Origin of the sequence: Streptomyces sp. NPDC127190 (assembly GCF_042672505.1) — a bacterium.
Classification (GTDB): domain Bacteria; phylum Actinomycetota; class Actinomycetes; order Streptomycetales; family Streptomycetaceae; genus Streptomyces.
This window is the reverse complement of the sequence record NZ_JBHXVE010000001.1, coordinates 1-20,565: the sequence shown is the minus strand read 5'-3', so window position 1 is coordinate 20,565 and position 20,565 is coordinate 1. Positions and strand designations below refer to the sequence as shown.

At 69.9% G+C, this 20,565-nt stretch carries 16 protein-coding genes; 10 read left to right on the top strand and 6 right to left on the bottom strand.

The features are described 5' to 3' along the window. Positions 1–24 precede the first annotated feature (24 nt). The 4 genes from mycP to eccCa all read right to left on the bottom strand — a co-directional run bounded on the left by mycP (position 25) and on the right by eccCa (position 7,551). A complete protein-coding gene (gene mycP / locus ACFVIU_RS00080; protein ID WP_385839588.1) occupies positions 25–1,419 on the bottom strand; it encodes a type VII secretion-associated serine protease mycosin in 1,395 nt (464 codons plus the stop codon). A gap of 29 nt (positions 1,420–1,448) precedes the next feature. Beyond that, positions 1,449–3,005 (bottom strand): hypothetical protein, encoded by a 1,557-nt coding sequence (locus ACFVIU_RS00075; RefSeq protein ID WP_385839587.1) that lies wholly within the window; start codon positions 3,003–3,005, stop codon positions 1,449–1,451. Continuing rightward, positions 3,005–3,526: a hypothetical protein gene (locus ACFVIU_RS00070; protein WP_385839586.1), complete on the bottom strand. Its 522-nt coding sequence runs from the start codon at positions 3,524–3,526 to the stop codon at positions 3,005–3,007. Before ACFVIU_RS00070 ends, ACFVIU_RS00075 begins: the two co-directional genes overlap by 1 nt. A 68-nt stretch (positions 3,527–3,594) precedes the next feature. After that, the gene (gene eccCa, locus ACFVIU_RS00065) at positions 3,595–7,551 is read right to left on the bottom strand and encodes a type VII secretion protein EccCa (protein WP_385839585.1); all 3,957 of its coding nucleotides are present in this window, start codon (positions 7,549–7,551) and stop codon (positions 3,595–3,597) included. A 175-nt stretch (positions 7,552–7,726) separates the two neighbouring features. On the opposite strand from eccCa, the gene eccD reads away from it, so the two are divergent. The 7 genes from eccD (at position 7,727) to ACFVIU_RS00030 (ending at position 15,342) form a co-directional block, all read left to right on the top strand. Continuing rightward, positions 7,727–9,196, top strand: a complete 1,470-nt coding sequence (eccD, locus tag ACFVIU_RS00060) for a type VII secretion integral membrane protein EccD (RefSeq protein WP_385839583.1) — start codon at positions 7,727–7,729, stop codon at positions 9,194–9,196. A 111-nt stretch (positions 9,197–9,307) separates the two neighbouring features. Further along, positions 9,308–9,631 carry a hypothetical protein gene (locus ACFVIU_RS00055; RefSeq protein WP_385839582.1) on the top strand — a complete coding sequence of 108 codons (324 nt, stop codon included), beginning with the start codon at positions 9,308–9,310 and terminating at the stop codon, positions 9,629–9,631. Positions 9,632–9,806: 175 nt separating this feature from the next. Beyond that, a complete protein-coding gene (gene rpsO / locus ACFVIU_RS00050) occupies positions 9,807–10,094 on the top strand; it encodes a 30S ribosomal protein S15 (protein ID WP_385839581.1) in 288 nt (95 codons plus the stop codon). A gap of 406 nt (positions 10,095–10,500) precedes the next feature. Beyond that, positions 10,501–12,717, top strand: a complete 2,217-nt coding sequence (locus tag ACFVIU_RS00045; protein ID WP_385840298.1) for a polyribonucleotide nucleotidyltransferase — start codon at positions 10,501–10,503, stop codon at positions 12,715–12,717. Next, positions 12,714–14,093 (top strand): M16 family metallopeptidase, encoded by a 1,380-nt coding sequence (locus tag ACFVIU_RS00040; protein ID WP_385839580.1) that lies wholly within the window; start codon positions 12,714–12,716, stop codon positions 14,091–14,093. The genes ACFVIU_RS00045 and ACFVIU_RS00040 overlap by 4 nt, the downstream gene beginning before the upstream one ends. Before the next feature lie 32 nt (positions 14,094–14,125). Beyond that, positions 14,126–14,878 (top strand): 4-hydroxy-tetrahydrodipicolinate reductase, encoded by a 753-nt coding sequence (gene dapB / locus ACFVIU_RS00035; protein WP_385839578.1) that lies wholly within the window; start codon positions 14,126–14,128, stop codon positions 14,876–14,878. An 11-nt stretch (positions 14,879–14,889) separates the two neighbouring features. After that, a complete protein-coding gene (locus ACFVIU_RS00030; protein WP_385839577.1) occupies positions 14,890–15,342 on the top strand; it encodes a hypothetical protein in 453 nt (150 codons plus the stop codon). Positions 15,343–15,438: 96 nt separating this feature from the next. Here ACFVIU_RS00030 and ACFVIU_RS00025 read toward each other — a convergent pair whose 3' ends face one another. Further along, positions 15,439–16,005, bottom strand: coding sequence for a hypothetical protein (locus ACFVIU_RS00025; RefSeq protein WP_385839576.1), 567 nt, complete (start codon positions 16,003–16,005; stop codon positions 15,439–15,441). A 90-nt stretch (positions 16,006–16,095) separates the two neighbouring features. Further along, positions 16,096–16,332, bottom strand: coding sequence for a hypothetical protein (locus ACFVIU_RS00020; protein ID WP_385839575.1), 237 nt, complete (start codon positions 16,330–16,332; stop codon positions 16,096–16,098). A 204-nt stretch (positions 16,333–16,536) separates the two neighbouring features. Between ACFVIU_RS00020 and thyX the strand changes: the two genes are divergently transcribed. The 3 genes from thyX to ACFVIU_RS00005 all read left to right on the top strand — a co-directional run bounded on the left by thyX (position 16,537) and on the right by ACFVIU_RS00005 (position 20,243). Beyond that, positions 16,537–17,262: an FAD-dependent thymidylate synthase gene (thyX, locus tag ACFVIU_RS00015; protein WP_385839574.1), complete on the top strand. Its 726-nt coding sequence runs from the start codon at positions 16,537–16,539 to the stop codon at positions 17,260–17,262. Positions 17,263–17,483: 221 nt separating this feature from the next. Next, complete coding sequence (dapA, locus tag ACFVIU_RS00010) at positions 17,484–18,383, top strand: 4-hydroxy-tetrahydrodipicolinate synthase (protein WP_385839572.1); 900 nt, start codon at positions 17,484–17,486, stop codon at positions 18,381–18,383. A 174-nt stretch (positions 18,384–18,557) separates the two neighbouring features. After that, entirely contained in the window at positions 18,558–20,243 is a 1,686-nt protein-coding gene (locus tag ACFVIU_RS00005) for a ribonuclease J (RefSeq protein ID WP_385839571.1), read from the top strand. Positions 20,244–20,565: the final 322 nt, after the last annotated feature.

Genomic DNA, 20,565 nt, shown 5'->3' with positions numbered 1-20,565 from the left:
AAGAAAGTGACCAGTAGCTCGCGCTCACGGATGGTGCCCCGGGGCAGGCGGCGTTCCGTCGGTGGGGGCGCCGGTGGCATGCCCTTGCGGCGGACGGAAGGACGGGTGTTGCTGCTGAGGATGCGCGTAGGGCTGGTAAGCGGGGGGAGCGGCCGGTACAGGTGTCGGCCTTCGGCGGGACCGAATGACCGGGATACCGATGCCGGCTCCCAGAAGCGCCGCGGCCGCGATGCCCAGGCCGATCCACAGCGCCGTGTTGCCGCCGTTCGACCGGGCTGCCGTGGCCTGCGGCTCGCTGTCGCCCTTACCGCCTCCCGCTGAACCCGTGGCCTCCGAGGCCTGAGGAGATGGCGACTTGGCAGCGGCTGCTGCGGCCAGGTCGGGCAGGGGGTACTTGTCGGCGGGGCCGGGGTTGCCCGGGTTCTTCAGCGCGATACGGGGCCGTACACCGCCGTAGCCGACGTAGTCACTCCGCTTCGCTCCGTCGGCCGGCTTGGTGGCAGTGTTCAGCATGACCCGGAGGACCTGGTTGTTCGTCCACGTGGGGTGCTTCGACCAGATGAGGGCTGCCGAGGCGGAGGCGATGGCGGTCGAGGTACTCGTTCCGTTGGACTTGCAGACCTCGCTGCCCCCTGGGCAGGCATGAACCATCTCGGTTCCCGGGGCCACCAGGTCAACCTGGGGGCCAGTCTCGGAAAACGACGCCACTTTTCCTTTCTCGTCCGCGGCCCCGACACCCACTACGCCTGGGGTGGCCGCCGGATATTCGAGCAGGTTGGACTTGTCTCCGTCGTTACCTACACCGGCAAAAATCAGCTTGTCCTTCGACAGGGCGTACCGGACTGCGGAAGAAAGTGACGGAGTGTTGACGTTCTGTCTGCCGGGTGAATTGGGCAAGGCCATGGAGATGTTGATGACCCGAGCCTGGGATTCTGCTGCGTATCGAATGGCCTTTGACAGCACTCTTGAGTACTCGGCACCCTCGTCAACTTGCCCGAAGTCCTCGGTGTTGTAACGCATTCGGATGGGGAGAATCTTCACTCCCGGTGCAAGGCCGTACGACCCATCCGCCGGCCCCCGTGCGCCCGTGGCCGCAATGAGTGCCGCAATACCCGTTCCGTGGCCCACGAGGTCGGTGTGTTCGTCGCCACGCTGGCCGGAGTAGTCCTTGCCGTCCAGAACCTGGCCCTTGAGGTCGGCCAGACTGTCGTCGACGCCGGAGTCGATGACTGCGACGGTGATGCCACGGCCCGTACTGGTCTTCCACATCTCCTCGGCATGCATGGCGTCCAGGTGCCACTGACGGGCGCGGATGGACTCAGCGTAGGCGGGCGTGCCACCGATCCCGACGAGCATCAGCCCGAGAACAGCCGACGCTGCAGACAGGCGCCGCGACATCCGCTTGCCTCTGATACGCATATGCCTTCCTGAGGATGGTGGTTTCGGGCTCAGTCGACTACCGGCGGCAGGGGGCGGCGATTGTCCCGCGTCCAGGTTTCCTCGTCTTCGACCAGGTAGTCCGGACGTTGGCCGTTCTGCTGCTGACTTTTCCGGGTTCCAGGCTGCTGCGGCGACCCAGTGGCACGGCCAGCCGTTGATCGCCGGAGCGATTCCTCCCCGTTCGCCGGCGGACGGACCAGACCTGAGCCACCGGTGGTGAAGGGGCGCCCGCTGCTGCCGCCCGGTTGTCCAGGGCGGCCACCGACAACTCCGCCTTCCTCCGACGCAAGACGACGACCGCCGACTAGGCCGCCACCAGGGCGAGCTGACCCGCCGGAGGGCGAACTCGGGGTCATTGTTCGCCCCATCGGGGCACGGGCTTGGGTGCTTTCCTTGCCGATGACCGTTCCCCGCGGCAGGCCGCTCGTCGGGCGTCCCGTGTTGGTGACCGGACGGCCCCCAACGATTCCCGTCTCCCTGGGCATGTGCGGGACGCCACCGGTGGGCCTTACCGCCCCCGGCATTTGCGGAAGGCGGCCCGGAGTGGAAACCCGTGGGAGCGGGGCCGAGCCCAGGCCCCGCCCGCCACCACTGAACGTCGGAGGCACGGCCGTCGGTTGGTCGGGAAGCTGCAATTCGCGGTGAGGGATGTTCGTCCTCGGTACGGGTGGGGAGACGGTGTCGTGTGATGTGCGTGGAAGCGTGTCTGCGCTGTCGATTCCCATGTCGACTGGTGGCGCGTGGTGTTTCGACTGGGGCGTGTGGACCGGCGTGACAGGGATTTCCGTAGTGTGGGGGAGCCTAGGAGCCGCCACCTGGCTGGTGTTGTGGTGCTGTGAGGAGGGGCTCCCGCCCAGGCTTCCGGCCGTTTGTGCCCGGGGCACTGGTGCGGATGCGTTGGAGCCCGTCGGGATGTGCTGAGTGTCGTAGGCCCACTGCTTGGGATTCAAGTTATTCGACGGCGGCGAAAACGTAGGCGGCGTCACACTGTTCACCTGCTGCGCCGAGTACTCGTACGTCTGCGCCAGCTTCCGCATCTGCTGGATCGCCTCGCCCCGCGCCGCCTCGATGCGCTGCTGCGCAGCCGTCGCGTCGGCCTTGGCCGTGCGGGCCTGCTGCTGGGCGTCGGGGTCGTTGTGGGCGCCGGGCTGCTTGGCTGCCGCGATCGTGGCGTGGGCGTTGGCGAGGTCCGTCTTGGCCTGGGTCGTCTCGGAGACGTCCGGCATGGCCGCCTTCGCCTCGGAGATGGCCTGCGACACGGTGCCCATCCAGCTGGACGCCACCGCCGCGTACTCGCCCAGGCGCAGCGTCGCGCTCGCCGTCTGGCCACCCCAGTCACGGAACGCGTCGCCGGCCTCGCCCTGCCACTCCAGGTTCTTGACGTGCTGCATGAGGTCGTCGCCGATCTTGGTGATCGTCGTCGCGGCCTTGGCGAGCTTGGTGGAGAGGTGGGACGCTCCGGCCGTGCTCGCGGAGTCGAGCATCGCCGCCAGCTGCTCGTGCGTCATGGACTCGAAGTCCGTGTGGGCGAGCTGGGGTTCCGGTCGGTTCGACGCCTTGCTCATCACCACGTCCCCTTCGTTTCCTGAGAGCCGGAGCCGGAGCCGGAGCCGGACGTGGGCGACGTGTCCGGCTGATGCGCGTACGGATCCCGGTTCACGTCGTAGTACTTCTCCGCCTCCGCGTTCACCGCCCTCATCCGCTCCTTGATGGCCTCGTCGAGGTTGGCGTAGCCCACCCGCGACGCGTGGACGGCCAGGCCCATGCCCTCGATCTGGGCGCCCAGGGCCTTCGACAGGTTCTCCAGCTCGTCGTGGACGAGGGTGTACGAGTCGTAGAGGAACTGGGCCTCTTTGAAGTCCGCGGACCCCAGCTGGGCGCGCGGCAGGCGGTCCTCGCCGACCTTGCCCGGGGCCGCCTCCGACTTCTCCAGCTCGATGAGCAGGTCATCGACGCGCTTCTTGAACTTCTTCATGGCGCTGTGCTGGACGTCCAGCGCCATCTGAGGGTTCACATGGGACAGGGAGTCGAAGTCCTTGCCGGTGTCCGGCGCATTCCTCGGACCGCCGCCTCCGTTCGAACTCACCTCAGCTGCCTCCCCGCTCTCCCCGTTCACTCCGCCCGCTGGAGCGGAGTAAAAACTCGTCAATCACTCTAGTGCCGTTGCGGAAGCAACCCCACCTGAATCAGGGACGTCCCGCGCTTGCGCGATACGAACACGCCACGGCCCGGCGGCATCGGACGGGCCCGGACGTTGCCGAGGATGTCGCCCTCGCTCGGATCGCCGGACAGGACAACGCCCTGGGCGCCCAGCTCCTTCAGGCGCTGCATGAAGGACTCGTACATGGCGCGCGAGGCACCGGCCGCGCTGCGGGCGATGATGAACTTCACGCCAACATCGCGTGCGAAGGGCAAATGCTCCGCCAGTTGCGCCAGCGGGTTGCCGGAACTGGTCGACACCAGCTCGTAGTCGTCGACGATGACGAACAGCTGCGGGCCGCTCCACCAGCTGCGGTCGCGCAGCTGCTGCGGGGTGATGTCCGGTTTCGGGGCCCGCATCTCCATGAACTGGCGGATCGCGTCCATGTGGACCTCCATGGCGGACGCCATGGGCGCGTACTCGAGCAGATGCTCCTCCGAGACCGCCTCCAGCATGGTGCGCCGGTAGTCGCCGACGACGATGCGGGCCTCGGCGGGCGTGTAGCGCTCCGCGATCTGCTTGGCGATCAGCCGCAGCAGGTTCGTCTTGCCCGACTCGCTCTCACCGAAGACGAGGAAGAGCGGATCGGTGTCGAGGTCGACGAAGACGGGCTCCAGATTCGCCTCGTCGATGCCGATCGCGATGCCATGCTGCGGGAATTCGAAGCCCTTGGGTAGCTGGTCGGCGGGCAGCTTGCGGGGCAGCAGACGGACGGCGGGGGCCGACGGGCCCTGCCAGCCGGCCTGCGCGCTCTGCACGAACCGGGCCGTCGCGTCGGCGAGGTCGTCCACCGTGGGCGAGGAGTCGACGCGCGGCAGGGCGGTCATGAAGTGCAGCTTCTCCGGGACCTGGCCGCGCCCGGGCACGCCCGTCGGCACGTTCACGGCGACCTTGCGGTCGAACTCGGAGTCCATCGGGTCACCGAGCCGCAGCTCCAGCCGGCCCAGGATCTGGTCCTTCAGGGCGGACCGGACCTCCATGTAGCGCGAGGCCGAGACGACGACGTGGACGCCGTAGCCGAGGCCGCGGCCCGCGATGTCGTTGACGACGCCCTCGAGGCCCTCGTAGTCGGCCTTGAAGCTGCCCCAGCCGTCGATGACCAGGAAGACGTCCCCCCACGCCTCGCCGGGCAGCTCGCCCGCCGCGCGGCGCCTGCGGTAGGTCGCCACGGAGTCGATCCCCTGGGTGCGGAAGAACTGCTCGCGGCGGTTGAGGATGCCCGCCACCTCTGCGACCGTACGACGGACCCGCTCCGGGTCCAGCCGGGACGCCACCCCGCCGACATGCGGGAGGTCCGCGAGTGCCGCGAGGCCGCCGCCACCGAAGTCCAGGCAGTAGAACTGCACCTCGTGCGGGGTGTGGGTGAGCGCGAAGGACCCGATGAGGGTGCGCAGCAGCGTGGACTTCCCGGACTGCGGGCCGCCGACGACCATCATGTGGCCCGCCGCGCCGGAGAAGTCCCGGTAGAGCAGCTCGCGCTTCTGCTCGAAGGGCTTGTCGATCAGGCCGAGCGGCACTGTCAGGCCGCCGGGACGGGTGTACCCCGAGGCGTGCAGTCCGCGCTCCGGCGACACCGACAGCGTCGGCAGCAGCTGGTCCAGCGTCGGCGCCTGGTCCAGCGGGGGCAGCCACACCTGGTGCGCGGGCACACCCTGGCCCTCCAGCCGTCGCACGATCACATCGAGGACGGTGTCGGCCAGCGCGTCGTCCTCCGGCCGGACGGACTGCGTCCGCGCGGTGTCGGGCGCCGCGTAGGCCATCGGTACGGGAAGCGCGGTGAACGGCGCCGGCCGGCGCTCCACGGGCAGGCTGCCCTGCGTCACCTCGGCGCCGCCCGAACGGTACGTCCCTGAGACGTACGCCGCCTTGAAGCGGACCATTTCGTCCGTGCCGAACTTGAGATAGCCGGAGCCGGGCACGGACGGCAGGTGATAGGCGTCCGGGACGCCGAGCGCGGCCCGCGACTCGGCGGCGGAGAAGGTGCGCAGACCGATCCGGTACGACAGGTAGGTGTCGAGACCGCGCAGCCGGCCCTCCTCCAGGCGCTGCGAGGCCAGCAGCAGATGGACACCCAGGGAACGGCCGATGCGGCCGATCTGGATGAACATGTCGATGAAGTCGGGCTTGGCGGTGAGAAGTTCGCTGAACTCGTCGATCACCAGGACGAGCGAGGCCAGCGGCTCCAGCGGGGCACCGGCGGCGCGCGCCTTCTCGTAGTCGTGGATGTTGGCGTAGTTGCCCGCCGCGCGCAGCAGTTCCTGGCGCCGTTGCAGCTCGCCGCGGATCGCGTCGCCCATGCGGTCGACCAGCGTGAGGTCGTCGGCCAGGTTGGTGATCACGGCGGCGACGTGCGGCATCTGGGACATGCCGGCGAAGGTCGCGCCGCCCTTGAAGTCGGCGAGGACGAAGTTCAGCGTCTCCGAGGAGTGCGTGACCGCCAGTCCCAGCACGAGTGTGCGCAGCAGCTCCGACTTGCCCGAGCCGGTCGCGCCCACACACAGGCCGTGCGGGCCCATGCCGTCCTGCGCCGCCTCCTTGAGGTCCAGCATCACCGGCTGCCCGTTCTCGCCGACACCGATCGGCACCCGCAGCCGCTCCGGCATGGAACGCGGCCGCCACGTGCGCGTGACGTCGACGGAGGCGGCGTCGCCCAGACCCAGCAGCTCGGTGAAGTCGAGGTTGGCCAGCAGGGGCTCGTCGTCGTCCCCGCCGCCCACGCGCAGCGGGGCCAGCTGCCGGGCCAGCGCCTCCGCGGCCGGCAGCGACAGACCGTCGGGCAGACCCTCGTAGGCCACCCCGCCGCCGGAGTCGAGCCACAGCCGCTCCGGCCGTACGACGATCGACAGGTCGCCGCGCGGCTGGTCCAGTTCGCCCGGCAGCACCTCCACGATGGTCACGCCCTGGAGGCCTTCCGCCGCGGCGAACGCGGAGGTCGGCGGCACCATGCCACCGTCCAGCACCACCAGGATGTGCGGCTGGTCCAGCAGCGGCTGGCCGTCCCGGCTGAACCGGGGCCTGCCGTCCAGCCGGCTCGTGAGCAGCTGCTCCAGCTCGCCCAGGTCGTCGCCGAACAGCCGGCGGGTGCCCGCGCCGTCGTACTGGCCCGCCACCTGGCAGTGCGGCAGCCACTTCGTCCAGTCCCAGCGGGCGACGGCGCCCGGCGCGGCGACCACGGCCACCACGAGGTCGTCGGGGGAGTGCAGGGTGGCCGCCTGGGCCACCAGCGCCCGCGCGGACGCCTGGGCGCGCTCGGGGTCGCCGGAGACGGTCACGTGGTAGAAGGCGCGCAGCGACAGGGCCACGGGCAGGCCGTCCAACTGGCCGTGGACCGCGAGGAACCGCTGCATGGCGCCCGCGCACAGCGGCTCCAGCTCGTCCACGGGCGCGGTCTGCGGCGCCACCAGCGGAGTGGCCAGCTGCTGCGGGCCCAGACCGATGCGCACCTGCCCGAAGTCCTCGTCGCTGACGCGCCGTTCCCACACCCGGCTGCCCTCGGCGACCAGCGACCACAACTGCTCGGGGGCGGGGTGCAGATACAGCTGCGCGTCGCGCTGACGCAGCGCCGTCCTGCGCACCGAACGCCGGGTCTGGGCCAGGTAGCGCAGATAGTCACGGCGAACGTCGGCCATTTGCCCTTGCGTACCGCGGCGGTAGCGCACGATCTGCGAGACCACCATCGCGGCCGTCGACAGCAGCATCACGACACCCATGATCCGCATGAACGGATGGGCGTTGGGGGACGCGAAGTAGAACACCACCGAGGAGCCCATGCCGAGGGTCGGCAGGACCTGCATCAGCATGCCCTCCTGCTGCCCGCGCGGCAGTTCGGGAGGAGCCTCAAGTTGCACCTCGTCCGTGGGCACTTCAGGCGGAAGCGCGCGAGGCGGGCGCTTGATGACGATCTGGCTCACCGGAGCATCAATCCTCGTGTACGGACGACCTGTACGGACGATCGGTTGACCACCGGCACCCCCGTGGCGACGGCTTCCTCCGCTTGCCGGCCGATCCTACTGGCCACCACTGACACCGCCGCCCGGTAGGGTGACGCCCGCACCGTGCGCATCCGCGAACAGGGGGTCAGGACAGGTGAGTACGACAGCGGCGACGGGGTTCTGCAGAGTCACTGTCGTGGCGCCCGACAGCCGTATCGACGTGGCGCTCCCGGTGGACATCGCCGTCGCCGACATCTACCCGGAGATCCTGCGCCTGACCGGCCAGACCCAGGCCGTCGGCGCTCCGTCCGGCTATCACCTCGTACGGCGTGACGGCCGGGTCCTCGACAGCGGCCGCACCCTCGCCGACGAACGGGTCCTCGACGGCGAGGTGCTCAGCCTGCGCCCGTTCGCCGAATCGCTGCCGCCCGCGGTGTACGACGACATCTCCGACGCCGTCGCCTCCGCCGTCGAACGCGACCGGCACCTGTGGAGCGAGGGGATGCTGCGGGCCGCGGGCCTGACGGGCGGCGCACTGCTGGTCCTGCTGTCGGCGCTCGTCCTGTGGTACGCCGATCCGGTCCGCCACGACATGCACGGCCTGCCCGGGATCATCGCGGCCGGTCTCGGCGTGCTGCTGACGGCGTTCGCGGGCATCCGCGCGCGGGTCTACGGCGACCGGCCCGCCGCCGCGGCGCTCGGCCTGGGCGCCCTGCCGCTGCTGATGCTCGCGGGCTCCGGGCTCGTCGGCCCCACCGCCGGCCAGGGGCCGGGCAGGTTGCAGTTCATGCTGGGCTGTGTCGCGGTCCTGATCGCCTCCGTGGTCCTGGTCGTCGTCGCTCCCGGCGGGGACGCCCCCTTCGTGGCCGCCTCCTTCCTGGCGACGGCCGGCACCCTGGCCGCCTTCGCGGCCATCCTGTCCGACGCCTCCGCCACCGCCACCGCGTCGGTGTGCGCCCCCGCGGCGATCGGCCTGGTCGCGTTCCTGCCCGGCCTGTCCGCCCGCTTCGCCCGGCTGCCCATCGGCTACGCACCCCCGCGGTCCGGCGGCGGCGACGACTTCGAGGCCGACCCCACCCGGGGCGTGGACGCCGAACCGCTCGACGTCGAACGCATCGCCGCGCAGGCCCGCAGGGGCCACGAGATGCTGCTGGGCCTGGTCGGCGGCACGGCCGCGGTCGTGGTCGGCGCCGCGGCCGTCCTCGGCTTCTCCTCCGACGTCTGGGGACAGCTCCTCGCGCTGGCCACGGGGCTCGCCATGCTGATGCGCGCGCGGCTGTTCCGCTACACCTCGCAGGTGTGCTGCGTCATGGTGGCCGGTATCGCCGCCATCGCCCTGCTGCTGCTCGGGCTCGCGCTGAACCCGCCGTCCTCCGCCCTCACCGACTTCCTGCTGCACCACGACCGGGGCGCCCTGGACCTGCGGACCGTCTGGCTCACGGCGGCCGTCGCCGCGGGAGCCGCGCTGCTCACCGCGATCGGCCTGATCGTGCCGCGCAAGGGCCTGTCCCCGTTCTGGGGCCGCTTCCTCGACCTGGCCGAGGGCGCGGTGCTGCTCACCCTGGTCCCGCTCTGCCTCGCCGTGGTGGGCGTCCTGGCGGACGTACGCTCGATGGTCGGCTAGGACGGTCGGCCTTGAACGGCGGCCCGCGTACGTGCGCGGGCGGCGAAGGTTTCGTCACAGGGCCGCAACGGGCGTGCCCATGCCATGGGGGGTCCACGTAGCGTCCCGGTCATGAGCCTGCCTGTTCTCGCCCCGCAGTCCTTCCGGCCCACCGACCTCGTCGCCCTCGGCGGCGGCCGGAGCAGCGGCGGCTCCACCGGCGGCTATCACGGCTCCGTGGAGGAGGGCGGCTCCAGCGGCGGCTATCACGGCTCCGAGGAAGAGGGCGGCTCCACGGGGAGCTACGGCGGCAGCTCTCACGGCGGCTACTCCAGCGGCTACCACCACTACGGCGACAACGGCTCCGGCGGCGGAAGCCAGCCGCTCCTGTGGGTCCTGCTGCTGGTCGTCGCAGTGGTCGTCTTCCTGGTCTGGGCGGCCAAGCGCAACCAGTGACCCGGGTGGCCGAGCCGTACTGGTACCCTGAGTGACGACCGTGTGTGTACGCGCCCCCGGAGCCCTGCGCCCTGGTGGCCGCGCCCAGCGGATCCCGGCTCCCGAGTAACGGAAGCTCCCCCGAGATGAAGACCGGGGGCACTCGGTTGCCACTCACAGACTATGAGGAGTACGCGTGTCGCTCGACGCCGCTACGAAGAAGCAGATCATCTCCGAGTTCGGTACCAAGGAGGGTGACACCGGCTCCCCCGAGGTCCAGGTCGCTCTGCTCTCCCGTCGGATCTCCGACCTGACGGAGCACCTCAAGGCCCACAAGCACGACCACCACTCCCGCCGTGGCCTGCTGATCCTGGTCGGTCAGCGCCGTCGCCTGCTCCAGTACCTGGCGAAGAAGGACATCCAGCGCTTCCGTGCGCTGGTCGACCGCCTCGGCATCCGTCGCGGTGCGGCGGGCGCCAAGTAAGACGCCGTGAGGGGAGCGGTTCCCGGAATGATCCCGGGGAACCGCTCCCTTTGCCGTATGCGGGAGCCGCACGCAAGGTCCCGCACGCACGTGCCGCACGGAGGCGAACCTCCGGTGCACGGGCGGAAACGTGCGGAGTGTCACTGACGCTTTGTAGTGTGGTAGCACAACGCAATACGTACGACACAGCGTGATAGTGCCTACCCGTTCCGGGTAGGTCGACAGCACGCACACCGAACGAGGAGGAGCGCACCTCGCCGCCGCCGGTCCTCGGTAGTGGCCCCCGGGGGGAAGCGAGCCCCGGGTGCTTCGATCGAAGACCGGCCCGCACCAGACGGCGCGCTTCTCCACCACCGTCCCCCTGCCACACGGGCAGCCGTGGGACGACGACGAGGAGAAAACGCTAGTGGAGAACGAGACCCACTACGCCGAAGCCGTGATCGACAACGGCGCATTCGGCACCCGCACCATCCGCTTCGAGACGGGCCGCCTGGCCAAGCAGGCCGCCGGCTCCGCCGTGGCGTACCTGGACGACGACACCATGGTGCTGTCGGCCACCACCGCCTCCAAGAACCCCAAGGACCAGCTCGACTTCTTCCCGCTGACGGTGGACGTCGAGGAGCGGATGTACGCCGCCGGCAAGATCCCCGGCAGCTTCTTCCGCCGTGAGGGCCGTCCCTCCGAGGACGCCATCCTCACCTGCCGCCTGATCGACCGCCCGCTGCGCCCGTCCTTCAAGAAGGGCCTGCGCAACGAGATCCAGGTCGTCGCCACCATCATGGCGCTCAACCCCGACCACCTGTACGACGTCGTGGCGATCAACGCCGCGTCCGCGTCCACGCAGCTGGCCGGTCTGCCCTTCTCCGGCCCGATCGGCGGCGTCCGCGTCGCGCTGATCCGCGGCCAGTGGGTGGCCTTCCCGACGCACACCGAGCTCGAGGACGCCGTCTTCGACATGGTGGTCGCCGGCCGCGTCATGGAGGACGGCGACGTCGCGATCATGATGGTCGAGGCCGAGGCCACCGAGAAGACCATCAAGCTGGTCGAGGGCGGCGCCGAGGCGCCGACCGAGGAGGTCGTCGCCGCCGGTCTCGACGCCGCGAAGCCCTTCATCAAGGTGCTGTGCCGCGCCCAGGCCGACCTCGCCGCCAAGGCCGCCAAGCCGACCGCCGAGTTCCCGATCTTCCTGGACTACCAGGACGACGTGCTGGAGGCGCTGACCGCCGCGGTCAAGCCCGAGCTGGCCCAGGCGCTCACCATCGCCGGCAAGCAGGAGCGCGAGGCCGAGCTGGACCGCGTCAAGGCGCTGGCCGCCGAGAAGCTCCTGCCGGAGTTCGAGGGCCGCGAGAAGGAGATCTCCGCCGCGTACCGCTCGCTCACCAAGCAGCTGGTCCGCGAGCGCGTGATCAAGGAGAAGAAGCGCATCGACGGCCGCGGCGTCACGGACATCCGTACGCTGGCCGCCGAGGTCGAGGCCATCCCGCGGGTGCACGGTTCCGCCGTGTTCGAGCGTGGCGAGACCCAGATCCTGGGCGTCACCACCCTCAACATGCTGCGCATGGAGCAGCAGCTGGACACCCTCTCCCCGGTGACCCGCAAGCGCTACATGCACAACTACAACTTCCCGCCGTACTCCACCGGTGAGACCGGCCGCGTCGGCTCCCCGAAGCGCCGCGAGATCGGCCACGGCGCCCTGGCCGAGCGCGCGCTCGTGCCGGTGCTGCCGACGCGCGAGGAGTTCCCCTACGCGATCCGCCAGGTCTCCGAGGCGCTGAGCTCCAACGGCTCGACGTCCATGGGCTCGGTCTGCGCCTCCACCATGTCGCTGCTGAACGCCGGTGTGCCGCTGAAGGCCCCGGTCGCCGGTATCGCCATGGGTCTGATCTCCCAGGAGATCGAGGGTGAGACGCACTACGTCACCCTGACCGACATCCTCGGTGCCGAGGACGCCTTCGGCGACATGGACTTCAAGGTCGCCGGCACCAAGGAGTTCGTGACCGCCCTCCAGCTCGACACCAAGCTGGACGGCATCCCGGCCTCCGTCCTGGCCGCGGCCCTCAAGCAGGCCCGCGACGCCCGCCTGCACATCCTCGACGTGATGATGGAGGCCATCGACCGGCCCGACGAGATGTCCCCGCACGCCCCGCGGATCATCACCGTCAAGATCCCGGTCGACAAGATCGGTGAGGTCATCGGCCCCAAGGGCAAGATGATCAACCAGATCCAGGAAGACACCGGCGCCGAGATCACCATCGAGGACGACGGCACCATCTACATCGGTGCCGCCGACGGCCCGTCCGCCGAGGCCGCCCGCGCCACGATCAACGGCATCGCCAACCCGACGATGCCCGAGGTCGGCGAGCGCTACCTGGGTACGGTCGTGAAGACGACCACCTTCGGTGCGTTCGTCTCCCTGCTGCCCGGCAAGGACGGTCTGCTGCACATCTCGCAGATCCGCAAGCTGGCCGGCGGCAAGCGCGTGGAGAACGTCGAGGACGTCCTCGGTGTGGGCCAGAAGGTCCAGGTCGAGATCGCCGAGATCGACTCCCGCGGCAAGCTCTCCCTGGTCCCCGTGATCGAGGGCGAGGAAGACGACGAGAACAAGGACGACGCCGAGCAGTGACGTCCCGTAGCTCCAAGGTGACGGCCCGCCCCTCTTCGGAGGCGCGGGCCGTCGCCCGTACCCAAACGCTCATCAAGGGCACGGCCGGCATCGGCACGGTCCGCAGGACCACCCTCCCCGGCGGCCTGCGCATCGTCACCGAGACGCTGCCCTCGGTCCGCTCCGCGACCTTCGGCATCTGGGCGCACGTCGGCTCCCGCGACGAGACCCCGGCCCTGAACGGCGCCACGCACTATCTGGAGCACCTGCTCTTCAAGGGCACCTCCCGCCGCTCCGCGCTGGACATCTCCTCCGCCATCGACGCCGTCGGCGGCGAGATGAACGCGTTCACGGCCAAGGAGTACACGTGCTACTACGCGCGCGTGCTCGACACCGACCTGCCGCTCGCCATCGACGTGGTCTGCGACATGCTGACCGGCTCCCTCATCCTCGAGGAGGACGTCGACGTCGAGCGCGGCGCGATCCTCGAAGAGATCGCCATGACCGAGGACGACCCGGGCGACTGTGTGCACGACCTGTTCGCGCACACCATGTTCGGCAGCAACGCCCTCGGCCGCCCCGTCCTCGGCACGGTCGACACGGTCAACGCCCTCACCGCCGACCGCATCCGCCGCTTCTACAAGAAGCACTACGACCCGACCCACCTGGTGGTCGCCTGCGCCGGCAACGTCGACCACAACAAGGTCGTCCGCCAGGTCCGCGCGGCCTTCGAGAAGGCCGGGGCGTTCAAGAACGCGGACGTGACCCCCATGGGCCCGCGCGAAGGCCGTCGTACGATCCGCACGGCCGGCAAGATCGAGCTGCTCGGCCGCAAGACCGAGCAGGCGCATGTGGTCCTCGGCATGCCCGGCATCGCCCGCACCGACGACCGCCGCTGGGCCATGGGCGTGCTCAACACCGCCCTCGGCGGCGGCATGTCCTCCCGCCTCTTCCAGGAAGTACGGGAGAAGCGCGGCCTCGCCTACAGCGTGTACTCGTACACCTCGGCCTTCGCCGACTGCGGCCTGTTCGGCGTGTACGCCGGCTGCCGGCCGAGCCAGGTGCACGACGTGCTGCGGATCTGCCGCGACGAACTCGACCACGTCGCCGCCAACGGCCTCTCGGACGACGAGATCGCCCGTGCCATCGGCCAGCTGAAGGGCTCCACCGTCCTCGGCCTGGAGGACACCGGCGCGCTGATGAACCGTATCGGCAAGAGCGAGCTGTGCTGGGGTGAGCAGATGTCCGTCGACGACATGCTGGCGAAGATAGCCGCGGTCACCCCGGACGAGGTCCGCTCGGTCGCCCGCGACATCCTGGGTCAGCGCCCGTCGCTGTCGGTCATCGGCCCGCTGAAGGACAAGCAGGCCGCGCGGCTGCACGACGCCGTCGCCTGAAACTCCCCGTCTTCGGTAAGGAAGCAACAGAGATGAGCAAGCTGCGCGTGGCGGTCCTGGGTGCCAAGGGCCGGATCGGCTCCGAGGCCGTCCGGGCGGTCGAGGCCGCCGAGGACATGGAGCTGGTCGCCGCCCTCGGCCGGGGCGACACGCTGGAGACGCTGGCGGCGAGCGGCGCCCAGGTCGCCGTCGAGCTGACCACCCCGGCCTCCGTCATGGAGAACCTCGACTACTGCGTGCGCCACGGCATCCACGCGGTCGTCGGTACGACGGGCTGGACCGAGGAACGCCTCGCGCAGCTGCGCGGCTGGCTCGCCGACTCCCCGGAGACCGGTGTGCTCATCGCGCCGAACTTCTCCATCGGCGCCGTGCTGACCATGAAGTTCGCGCAGATCGCCGCGCCCTACTTCGAGTCGGTCGAGGTGGTGGAGCTGCACCACCCGAACAAGGTCGACGCCCCGAGCGGTACGGCCACGCGCACGGCTCAGCTCATCGCCGAGGCCCGGCGGGCGGCCGGTACCGCCCCGGCGCCGGACGCCACGGCCACCGCCCTGGACGGCGCCCGCGGCGCGAACGTCGACGGCGTCCCGGTCCACGCAGTCCGGCTGCGCGGTCTCCTGGCCCACCAGGAGGTGCTGCTCGGCGGCGAGGGCGAGACCCTCACCATCCGGCACGACTCCCTGCACCACAGCAGCTTCATGCCGGGCATCCTGCTCGGCGCCCGCCGCGTGGTGTCGACTCCTGGCCTGACCTTCGGCCTGGAGCACTTCCTCGACCTGAGCTGAGCCCCACAGTCATGCGCGCAAAGATCACCTACCTCGTCACGGCCGCCGTCCTGGTCTTCTACTTCGTCCTGGTCGGCAGCCGTGGCGTGCTGCTCATCCAGTCCGGCACGCTGCTCACCGTCACCTTCGGCGTGGCGGTGCTCATCCTGCCGGTCATCGGCCTGTGGTTCCTGTGGAAGAACACCCAGTTCGTCCGCAGGGCCAACCAGCTCGCCGCCGAACTCGACGCCGAGGGCGGACTGCCCGTGGACGAACTGCGCCGGCTGCCGAGCGGGCACATCGACCGCGACTCGGCCGACGAGGTCTTCGCCCGGCGCAAGGCCGAGACGGAGGCGTCCCCCGAGGACTGGCGCTGCTGGTTCCGGCTGGCCGTCGCCTACCACGACGCCCGCGACACCCCGCGCGCCCGCAAGGCCATGCAGCGGGCGATCGCCCTGCACGACGGAAGGCCGGTCGAGGCCTGAGGCTGCCCGGCGCGCGCCCCCGCGCGCGCCAGGGAGCCGTGGCCGGCCGCGTGACCGGCAGCGGGGCCGCTCAGCGGGGAGCTTCCCAGCCGCGTCTCAGCGGGGAGCGCCCCAGCCGCGCCGCTCCGCCGCCCAGGCCTCCACCACATCCGCCGCCCGGTCGAACGCCGTCGGCCGCCCCAGGAAGTCCAGTGTGTGCGTGGTCAGCAGCGGCGCCGTCTCATCGGGAGCCCGGTCCGTGCGGACCAGCGCCAGCGCCTGGCCCTGCACCGTCCGCGGCAGCCCCAGCCACCGGACCGGCTGCTGCACCGTCCGCACGGAGCCCACCCGCGCCCACGGCACCGTTCGCGTCACCAGGAAGCCGACCTGGCGCAGTCCGCGCCCGCTGACCCACACGCCCACCCGCAGCAGCCGCAGCGCGCAGGCGATGACCGCCACTCCCGCGGCGAGGACCGCCCCGGCGAAGGACACCGAGCCGGTCAGGGCGATGGCCACGGCCGCGAACAGCACGAACGACGCGACCAGCAGCACCAGCGCGGCCAGCCCCACCCGCCAGGGACCGGGCCGGTACGGACGCCGCCAGCGGTCGCGGTCGTCGTACGGCAGCGCGCTCTCCGACGCTGTCTCGAAGGTGCGGTCGGCCGTCAGGAAGGGCAGGGGCACGGCTGGTCCTCACTCGGTCCATGTGTGGGCTGTGCCCGGTGAGGCTATCCGCCTGTGGTGCCGCTCACCACCCTCGGGGGGCCGGAAGGGTCAGTGCCCCTGTGACGCCTGCGACTGCTGGGACGGCGTGTCGGAGGGGATGGACATCGCAGGCAAGCCGAGGATCAGCGCGCCTATGAGCCCGGCGACGATGGTGACGCCCAGCAGCCAGTGCCCCGCTATCTCGGCGGCGGACGCCCGCCGGCGCGGCGGGGGAGCGACATTGCTGCGGAACCGGTCCGCCTCGGCCACGAAGGCGAAGGGCACGGACTCACGCCGACGGAACATGGCGGTTACCTCTCCTCTCGAAGCCGGACCTGCGAACCGGGCTTCTTCCTCGACCTCTCAGGCCTCACCGATACAGACGCTCGAGTGGCACAAAAGGTGCCCATGTCCGAAAAAATCCTCGGCAAGGTCACTGTCCGGACTGTCAGGGGTGCCCCGTACAGTGGGCGCGAACCTCAAGCAGTGATGGGAAGGACCCCGACCCTCGTGACCACCGAGTCGCTCACGTTCCGCAGTGACGTCACCGTCGAGCTGGTGAAGTCCAGTGCCTCGGACGCCGATGTCCTCTTCGCCGCCCGGGTCTCGACTGCCGGTGAGCAGTCCCTGGACGAGCTGAAGAAGGACCCCGAGCGCTCCAAGGGCCTGATCAACTACCTGATGCGCGACCGGCACGGCAGCCCGTTCGAGCACAACTCGATGACCTTCTTCATCAGTGCCCCGATCTTCGTCTTCCGCGAGTTCATGCGGCACCGGGTCGGCTGGTCGTACAACGAGGAGTCGGGCCGCTACCGGGAGCTCCAGCCGGTCTTCTACGTCCCCGACACCGACCGCAAGCTCGTCCAGGAGGGCCGCCCGGGCAAGTACGTCTTCGTCGAGGGCACCCCCGCCCAGTACGAGGCGGTCAGCGGCACCCTGCGGGAGTCGTACGAGCAGGCGTACGCGTCCTACCAGAAGCTGCTCGCCGAGGGCGTCGCCCGCGAGGTCGCCCGTGCGGCCCTCCCCGTGGGCCTCTACTCCTCGATGTACGCCACCTGCAACGCCCGCTCCCTGATGCACTTCCTCGGTCTGCGCACCCAGCACGAGCTGGCCAAGGTGCCGTCCTTCCCGCAGCGGGAGATCGAGATGGTCGGCGAGAAGATGGAGGCGGAGTGGGCCAGGCTCATGCCGCTGACGTACGCCGCCTTCAACGCGAACGGCCGGGTGGCCCCGTAACCAAGGCCTGCGAAGCCCTGTTCCCCCGCTCGGAACGGATGTACGGATCAGCCTCGCGAAGTGTCCGTATTGCGGCATTTAGAGAAGTTCATCTAGCCTGATCAAACGGACCCGGCACTGCTTGAACCCCCGAGCAGGCAGTGCCGGGCTCCTTATTTGTCCGGACTTTCTCGGCACCCCGAGGGCAGACCAGGCATTGCGCACCGAGTAGCGTGTTACCCATGGCTCCGACCTCGACTCCGCAGACCCCCTTCGGGCGGGTCCTCACCGCCATGGTCACGCCCTTCACGGCGGACGGCGCACTCGACCTCGACGGCGCGCAGCGGCTCGCCGCCCACCTGGTGGACGCAGGCAACGACGGCCTGATCATCAACGGCACCACCGGCGAGTCCCCCACCACCAGTGACGCGGAGAAATCGGACCTCGTACGAGCCGTACTGGAGGCCGTCGGCGACCGCGCCCACGTCGTCGCCGGCGTCGGCACCAACGACACCCACCACAGCATCGAGCTGGCCCGCGAGGCCGAGCGCATCGGCGCCCACGGCCTCCTCGTCGTCACGCCGTACTACAACAAGCCCCCGCAGGAGGGCCTGTACCGGCACTTCACGGCCGTCGCCGACGCCACCGGGCTGCCGGTCATGCTCTACGACATCCCCGGCCGCAGCGGCGTCCCCATCAGCACCGAGACGCTCGTCCGGCTCGCCGAGCACCCCCGGATCGTCGCCAACAAGGACGCCAAGGGCGACCTCGGCCGCGCCAGCTGGGCCATCGCCCGCTCCGGCCTCGCCTGGTACTCCGGCGACGACATGCTGAACCTGCCGCTGCTCTCCGTCGGCGCGGTCGGCTTCGTCTCGGTCGTCGGCCACCTGGTCACCCCGGACCTGCGCGCCCTCGTCGAGGCCTATGTCTCCGGCGATGTCGTCAAGGCCACCGAGATCCACCAGAAGCTGCTCCCGGTCTACACCGGCATGTTCCGCACCCAGGGCGTCATGACCACCAAGGCCGCGCTCGCCCTCCAGGGACTGCCCGCCGGCCCCCTGCGGCTGCCCATGGTCGAGTGCTCCCCCGAGGAGATCGCCCAGCTCAAGATCGATCTTGCTGCCGGCGGGGTACAGCTCTAATCACCAGACTTCGCGCGGGGAACCGCGCAGCACGACTTCACAACCGAATAGATCCTGACAACTGAACACGCAGGTCACCGGTGCCTGCACACCACAACGACAACTGCTTCCGCACGAACGTCATGCGCGCCACGTGCCGTACCGGTACGTGGCGCGCATGGTGAGGAGAGTCTTTTGAGCCATCCGCATCCTGAACTGGCCCCGCCGCCGCCGCTCCCCGAGGGCGGCCTCCGGGTCACCCCGCTCGGCGGCCTCGGCGAGATCGGCCGAAACATGACCGTCTTCGAGTACGGCGGCCGCCTGCTGATCGTCGACTGCGGCGTGCTCTTCCCCGAGGAGGAGCAGCCCGGCATCGACCTGATCCTGCCGGACTTCTCGTCCATCCGGGACCGCCTCGACGACATCGAGGGCATCGTCCTCACCCATGGCCACGAGGACCACATCGGCGGCGTCCCGTTCCTGCTCCGCGAGAAGCCGGACATCCCGCTGATCGGCTCCAAGCTGACCCTCGCCCTCATCGAGGCCAAGCTCCAGGAGCACCGGATCCGGCCGTACACCCTGGAGGTGGCCGAGGGGAACCGCGAGCGCGTCGGCCCCTTCGACTGCGAGTTCATCGCGGTCAACCACTCCATCCCGGACGCCCTGGCCGTCGCCATCCGCACCCCGGCCGGCATGGTCGTGCACACCGGCGACTTCAAGATGGACCAGCTGCCGCTGGACAACCGCCTCACCGACCTGCACGCGTTCGCCCGGCTGAGCGAGGAGGGCATCGACCTCCTGCTCACCGACTCCACGAACGCCGAGGTCCCGGGGTTCACCCCGCACGAGCGCGACATCTCCAACGTGCTGCGCCAGGTCTTCGCCGGCGCCCGCAAGCGGATCATCGTGGCCAGCTTCGCCAGCCACGTCCACCGCATCCAGCAGATCCTGGACGCCGCGCACGAGTACGGCCGCCGGGTCGCCTTCGTCGGCCGCTCCATGGTCCGCAACATGGGCATCGCCCGCGACCTCGGCTATCTGAAGGTCCCCCCGGGCCTCGTGGTCGACGTCAAGACGCTGGACGACCTGCCCGACCACGAGGTCGTCCTGGTCTGCACCGGCTCCCAGGGCGAACCGATGGCGGCGCTGTCCCGCATGGCCAACCGGGATCACCAGATCCGGATCGTCGAGGGCGACACGGTCATCCTGGCCTCGTCCCTCATCCCCGGAAACGAGAACGCGGTGTACCGCGTGATCAACGGCCTGACCCGCTGGGGCGCCAACGTCGTCCACAAGGGCAACGCCAAGGTGCATGTTTCCGGCCACGCGTCCGCGGGTGAGCTGCTGTACTTCTACAACATCTGCCGCCCGAAGAACCTGATGCCGGTCCATGGCGAATGGCGCCATCTGCGCGCCAACGCCGAGCTGGGTGCCCTCACCGGTGTCCCGCACGACCGGATCGTCATCGCCGAGGACGGCGTCGCGGTCGACCTGATCGAGGGCAAGGCCAAGATCTCCGGCAAGGTCCAGGCGGGCTACGTCTACGTCGACGGCCTCTCCGTCGGCGACGTCGGCGAGCCGGCGCTGAAGGACCGCAAGATCCTCGGGGACGAGGGCATCATCTCCGTCTTCGTGGTCGTGGACGCGTCCACTGGCAAGATCACGGGCGGCCCGCACGTCCAGGCACGCGGCTCCGGCATCGAGGACGCGGCCTTCTCCGACGTCCTCCCGAAGATCACGGAGGTCCTGGAGCGCTCGGCCCAGGACGGGGTCGTGGAGCCGCACCAGCTCCAGCAGCTCATCCGCCGCACCCTCGGCAAGTGGGTCTCCGACACCTATCGCCGCAGGCCGATGATCCTCCCGGTGGTCGTGGAGGTCTGACGCTCCGTCGACGTGAGCCCGGAGCGGGGCGCCTCGATTTGCATCGGGGCGCCCCGCTCCAGTACGTTTACGGCTCCGCCCAACCGGGAACCCCAGCACTTCACGCGCTGGACACAGGTGCCCGGAGCGAGTGGGAAAACCGACTCAGAACTTCTGATAAAGTCGGTGAGCGCCGGAAAGGAAACCGCGAGAGCGGGGAACTGGAAAGCACCGAGGAAATCGGATCGAGAAAAGATCTGATAGAGTCGGAAACGCAAGACCGAAGGGAAGCGCCCGGAGGAAAGCCCGAGAGGGTGAGTACAAAGGAAGCGACCGTTCCTTG

What these genes read in the sequence shown, in the direction of transcription:
- mycP (WP_385839588.1), bottom strand. Translation starts at nt 1,419, where the DNA reads ATGCGTATCAGAGGCAAGCGGATGTCGCGGCGCCTGTCTGCAGCGTCG.
- ACFVIU_RS00075 (WP_385839587.1), bottom strand. Translation starts at nt 3,005, where the DNA reads ATGAGCAAGGCGTCGAACCGACCGGAACCCCAGCTCGCCCACACGGAC.
- ACFVIU_RS00055 (WP_385839582.1), top strand. Translation starts at nt 9,308, where the DNA reads ATGAGCCTGCCTGTTCTCGCCCCGCAGTCCTTCCGGCCCACCGACCTC.
- dapB (WP_385839578.1), top strand. Translation starts at nt 14,126, where the DNA reads ATGAGCAAGCTGCGCGTGGCGGTCCTGGGTGCCAAGGGCCGGATCGGC.
- ACFVIU_RS00030 (WP_385839577.1), top strand. Translation starts at nt 14,890, where the DNA reads ATGCGCGCAAAGATCACCTACCTCGTCACGGCCGCCGTCCTGGTCTTC.
- ACFVIU_RS00020 (WP_385839575.1), bottom strand. Translation starts at nt 16,332, where the DNA reads ATGTTCCGTCGGCGTGAGTCCGTGCCCTTCGCCTTCGTGGCCGAGGCG.
- dapA (WP_385839572.1), top strand. Translation starts at nt 17,484, where the DNA reads ATGGCTCCGACCTCGACTCCGCAGACCCCCTTCGGGCGGGTCCTCACC.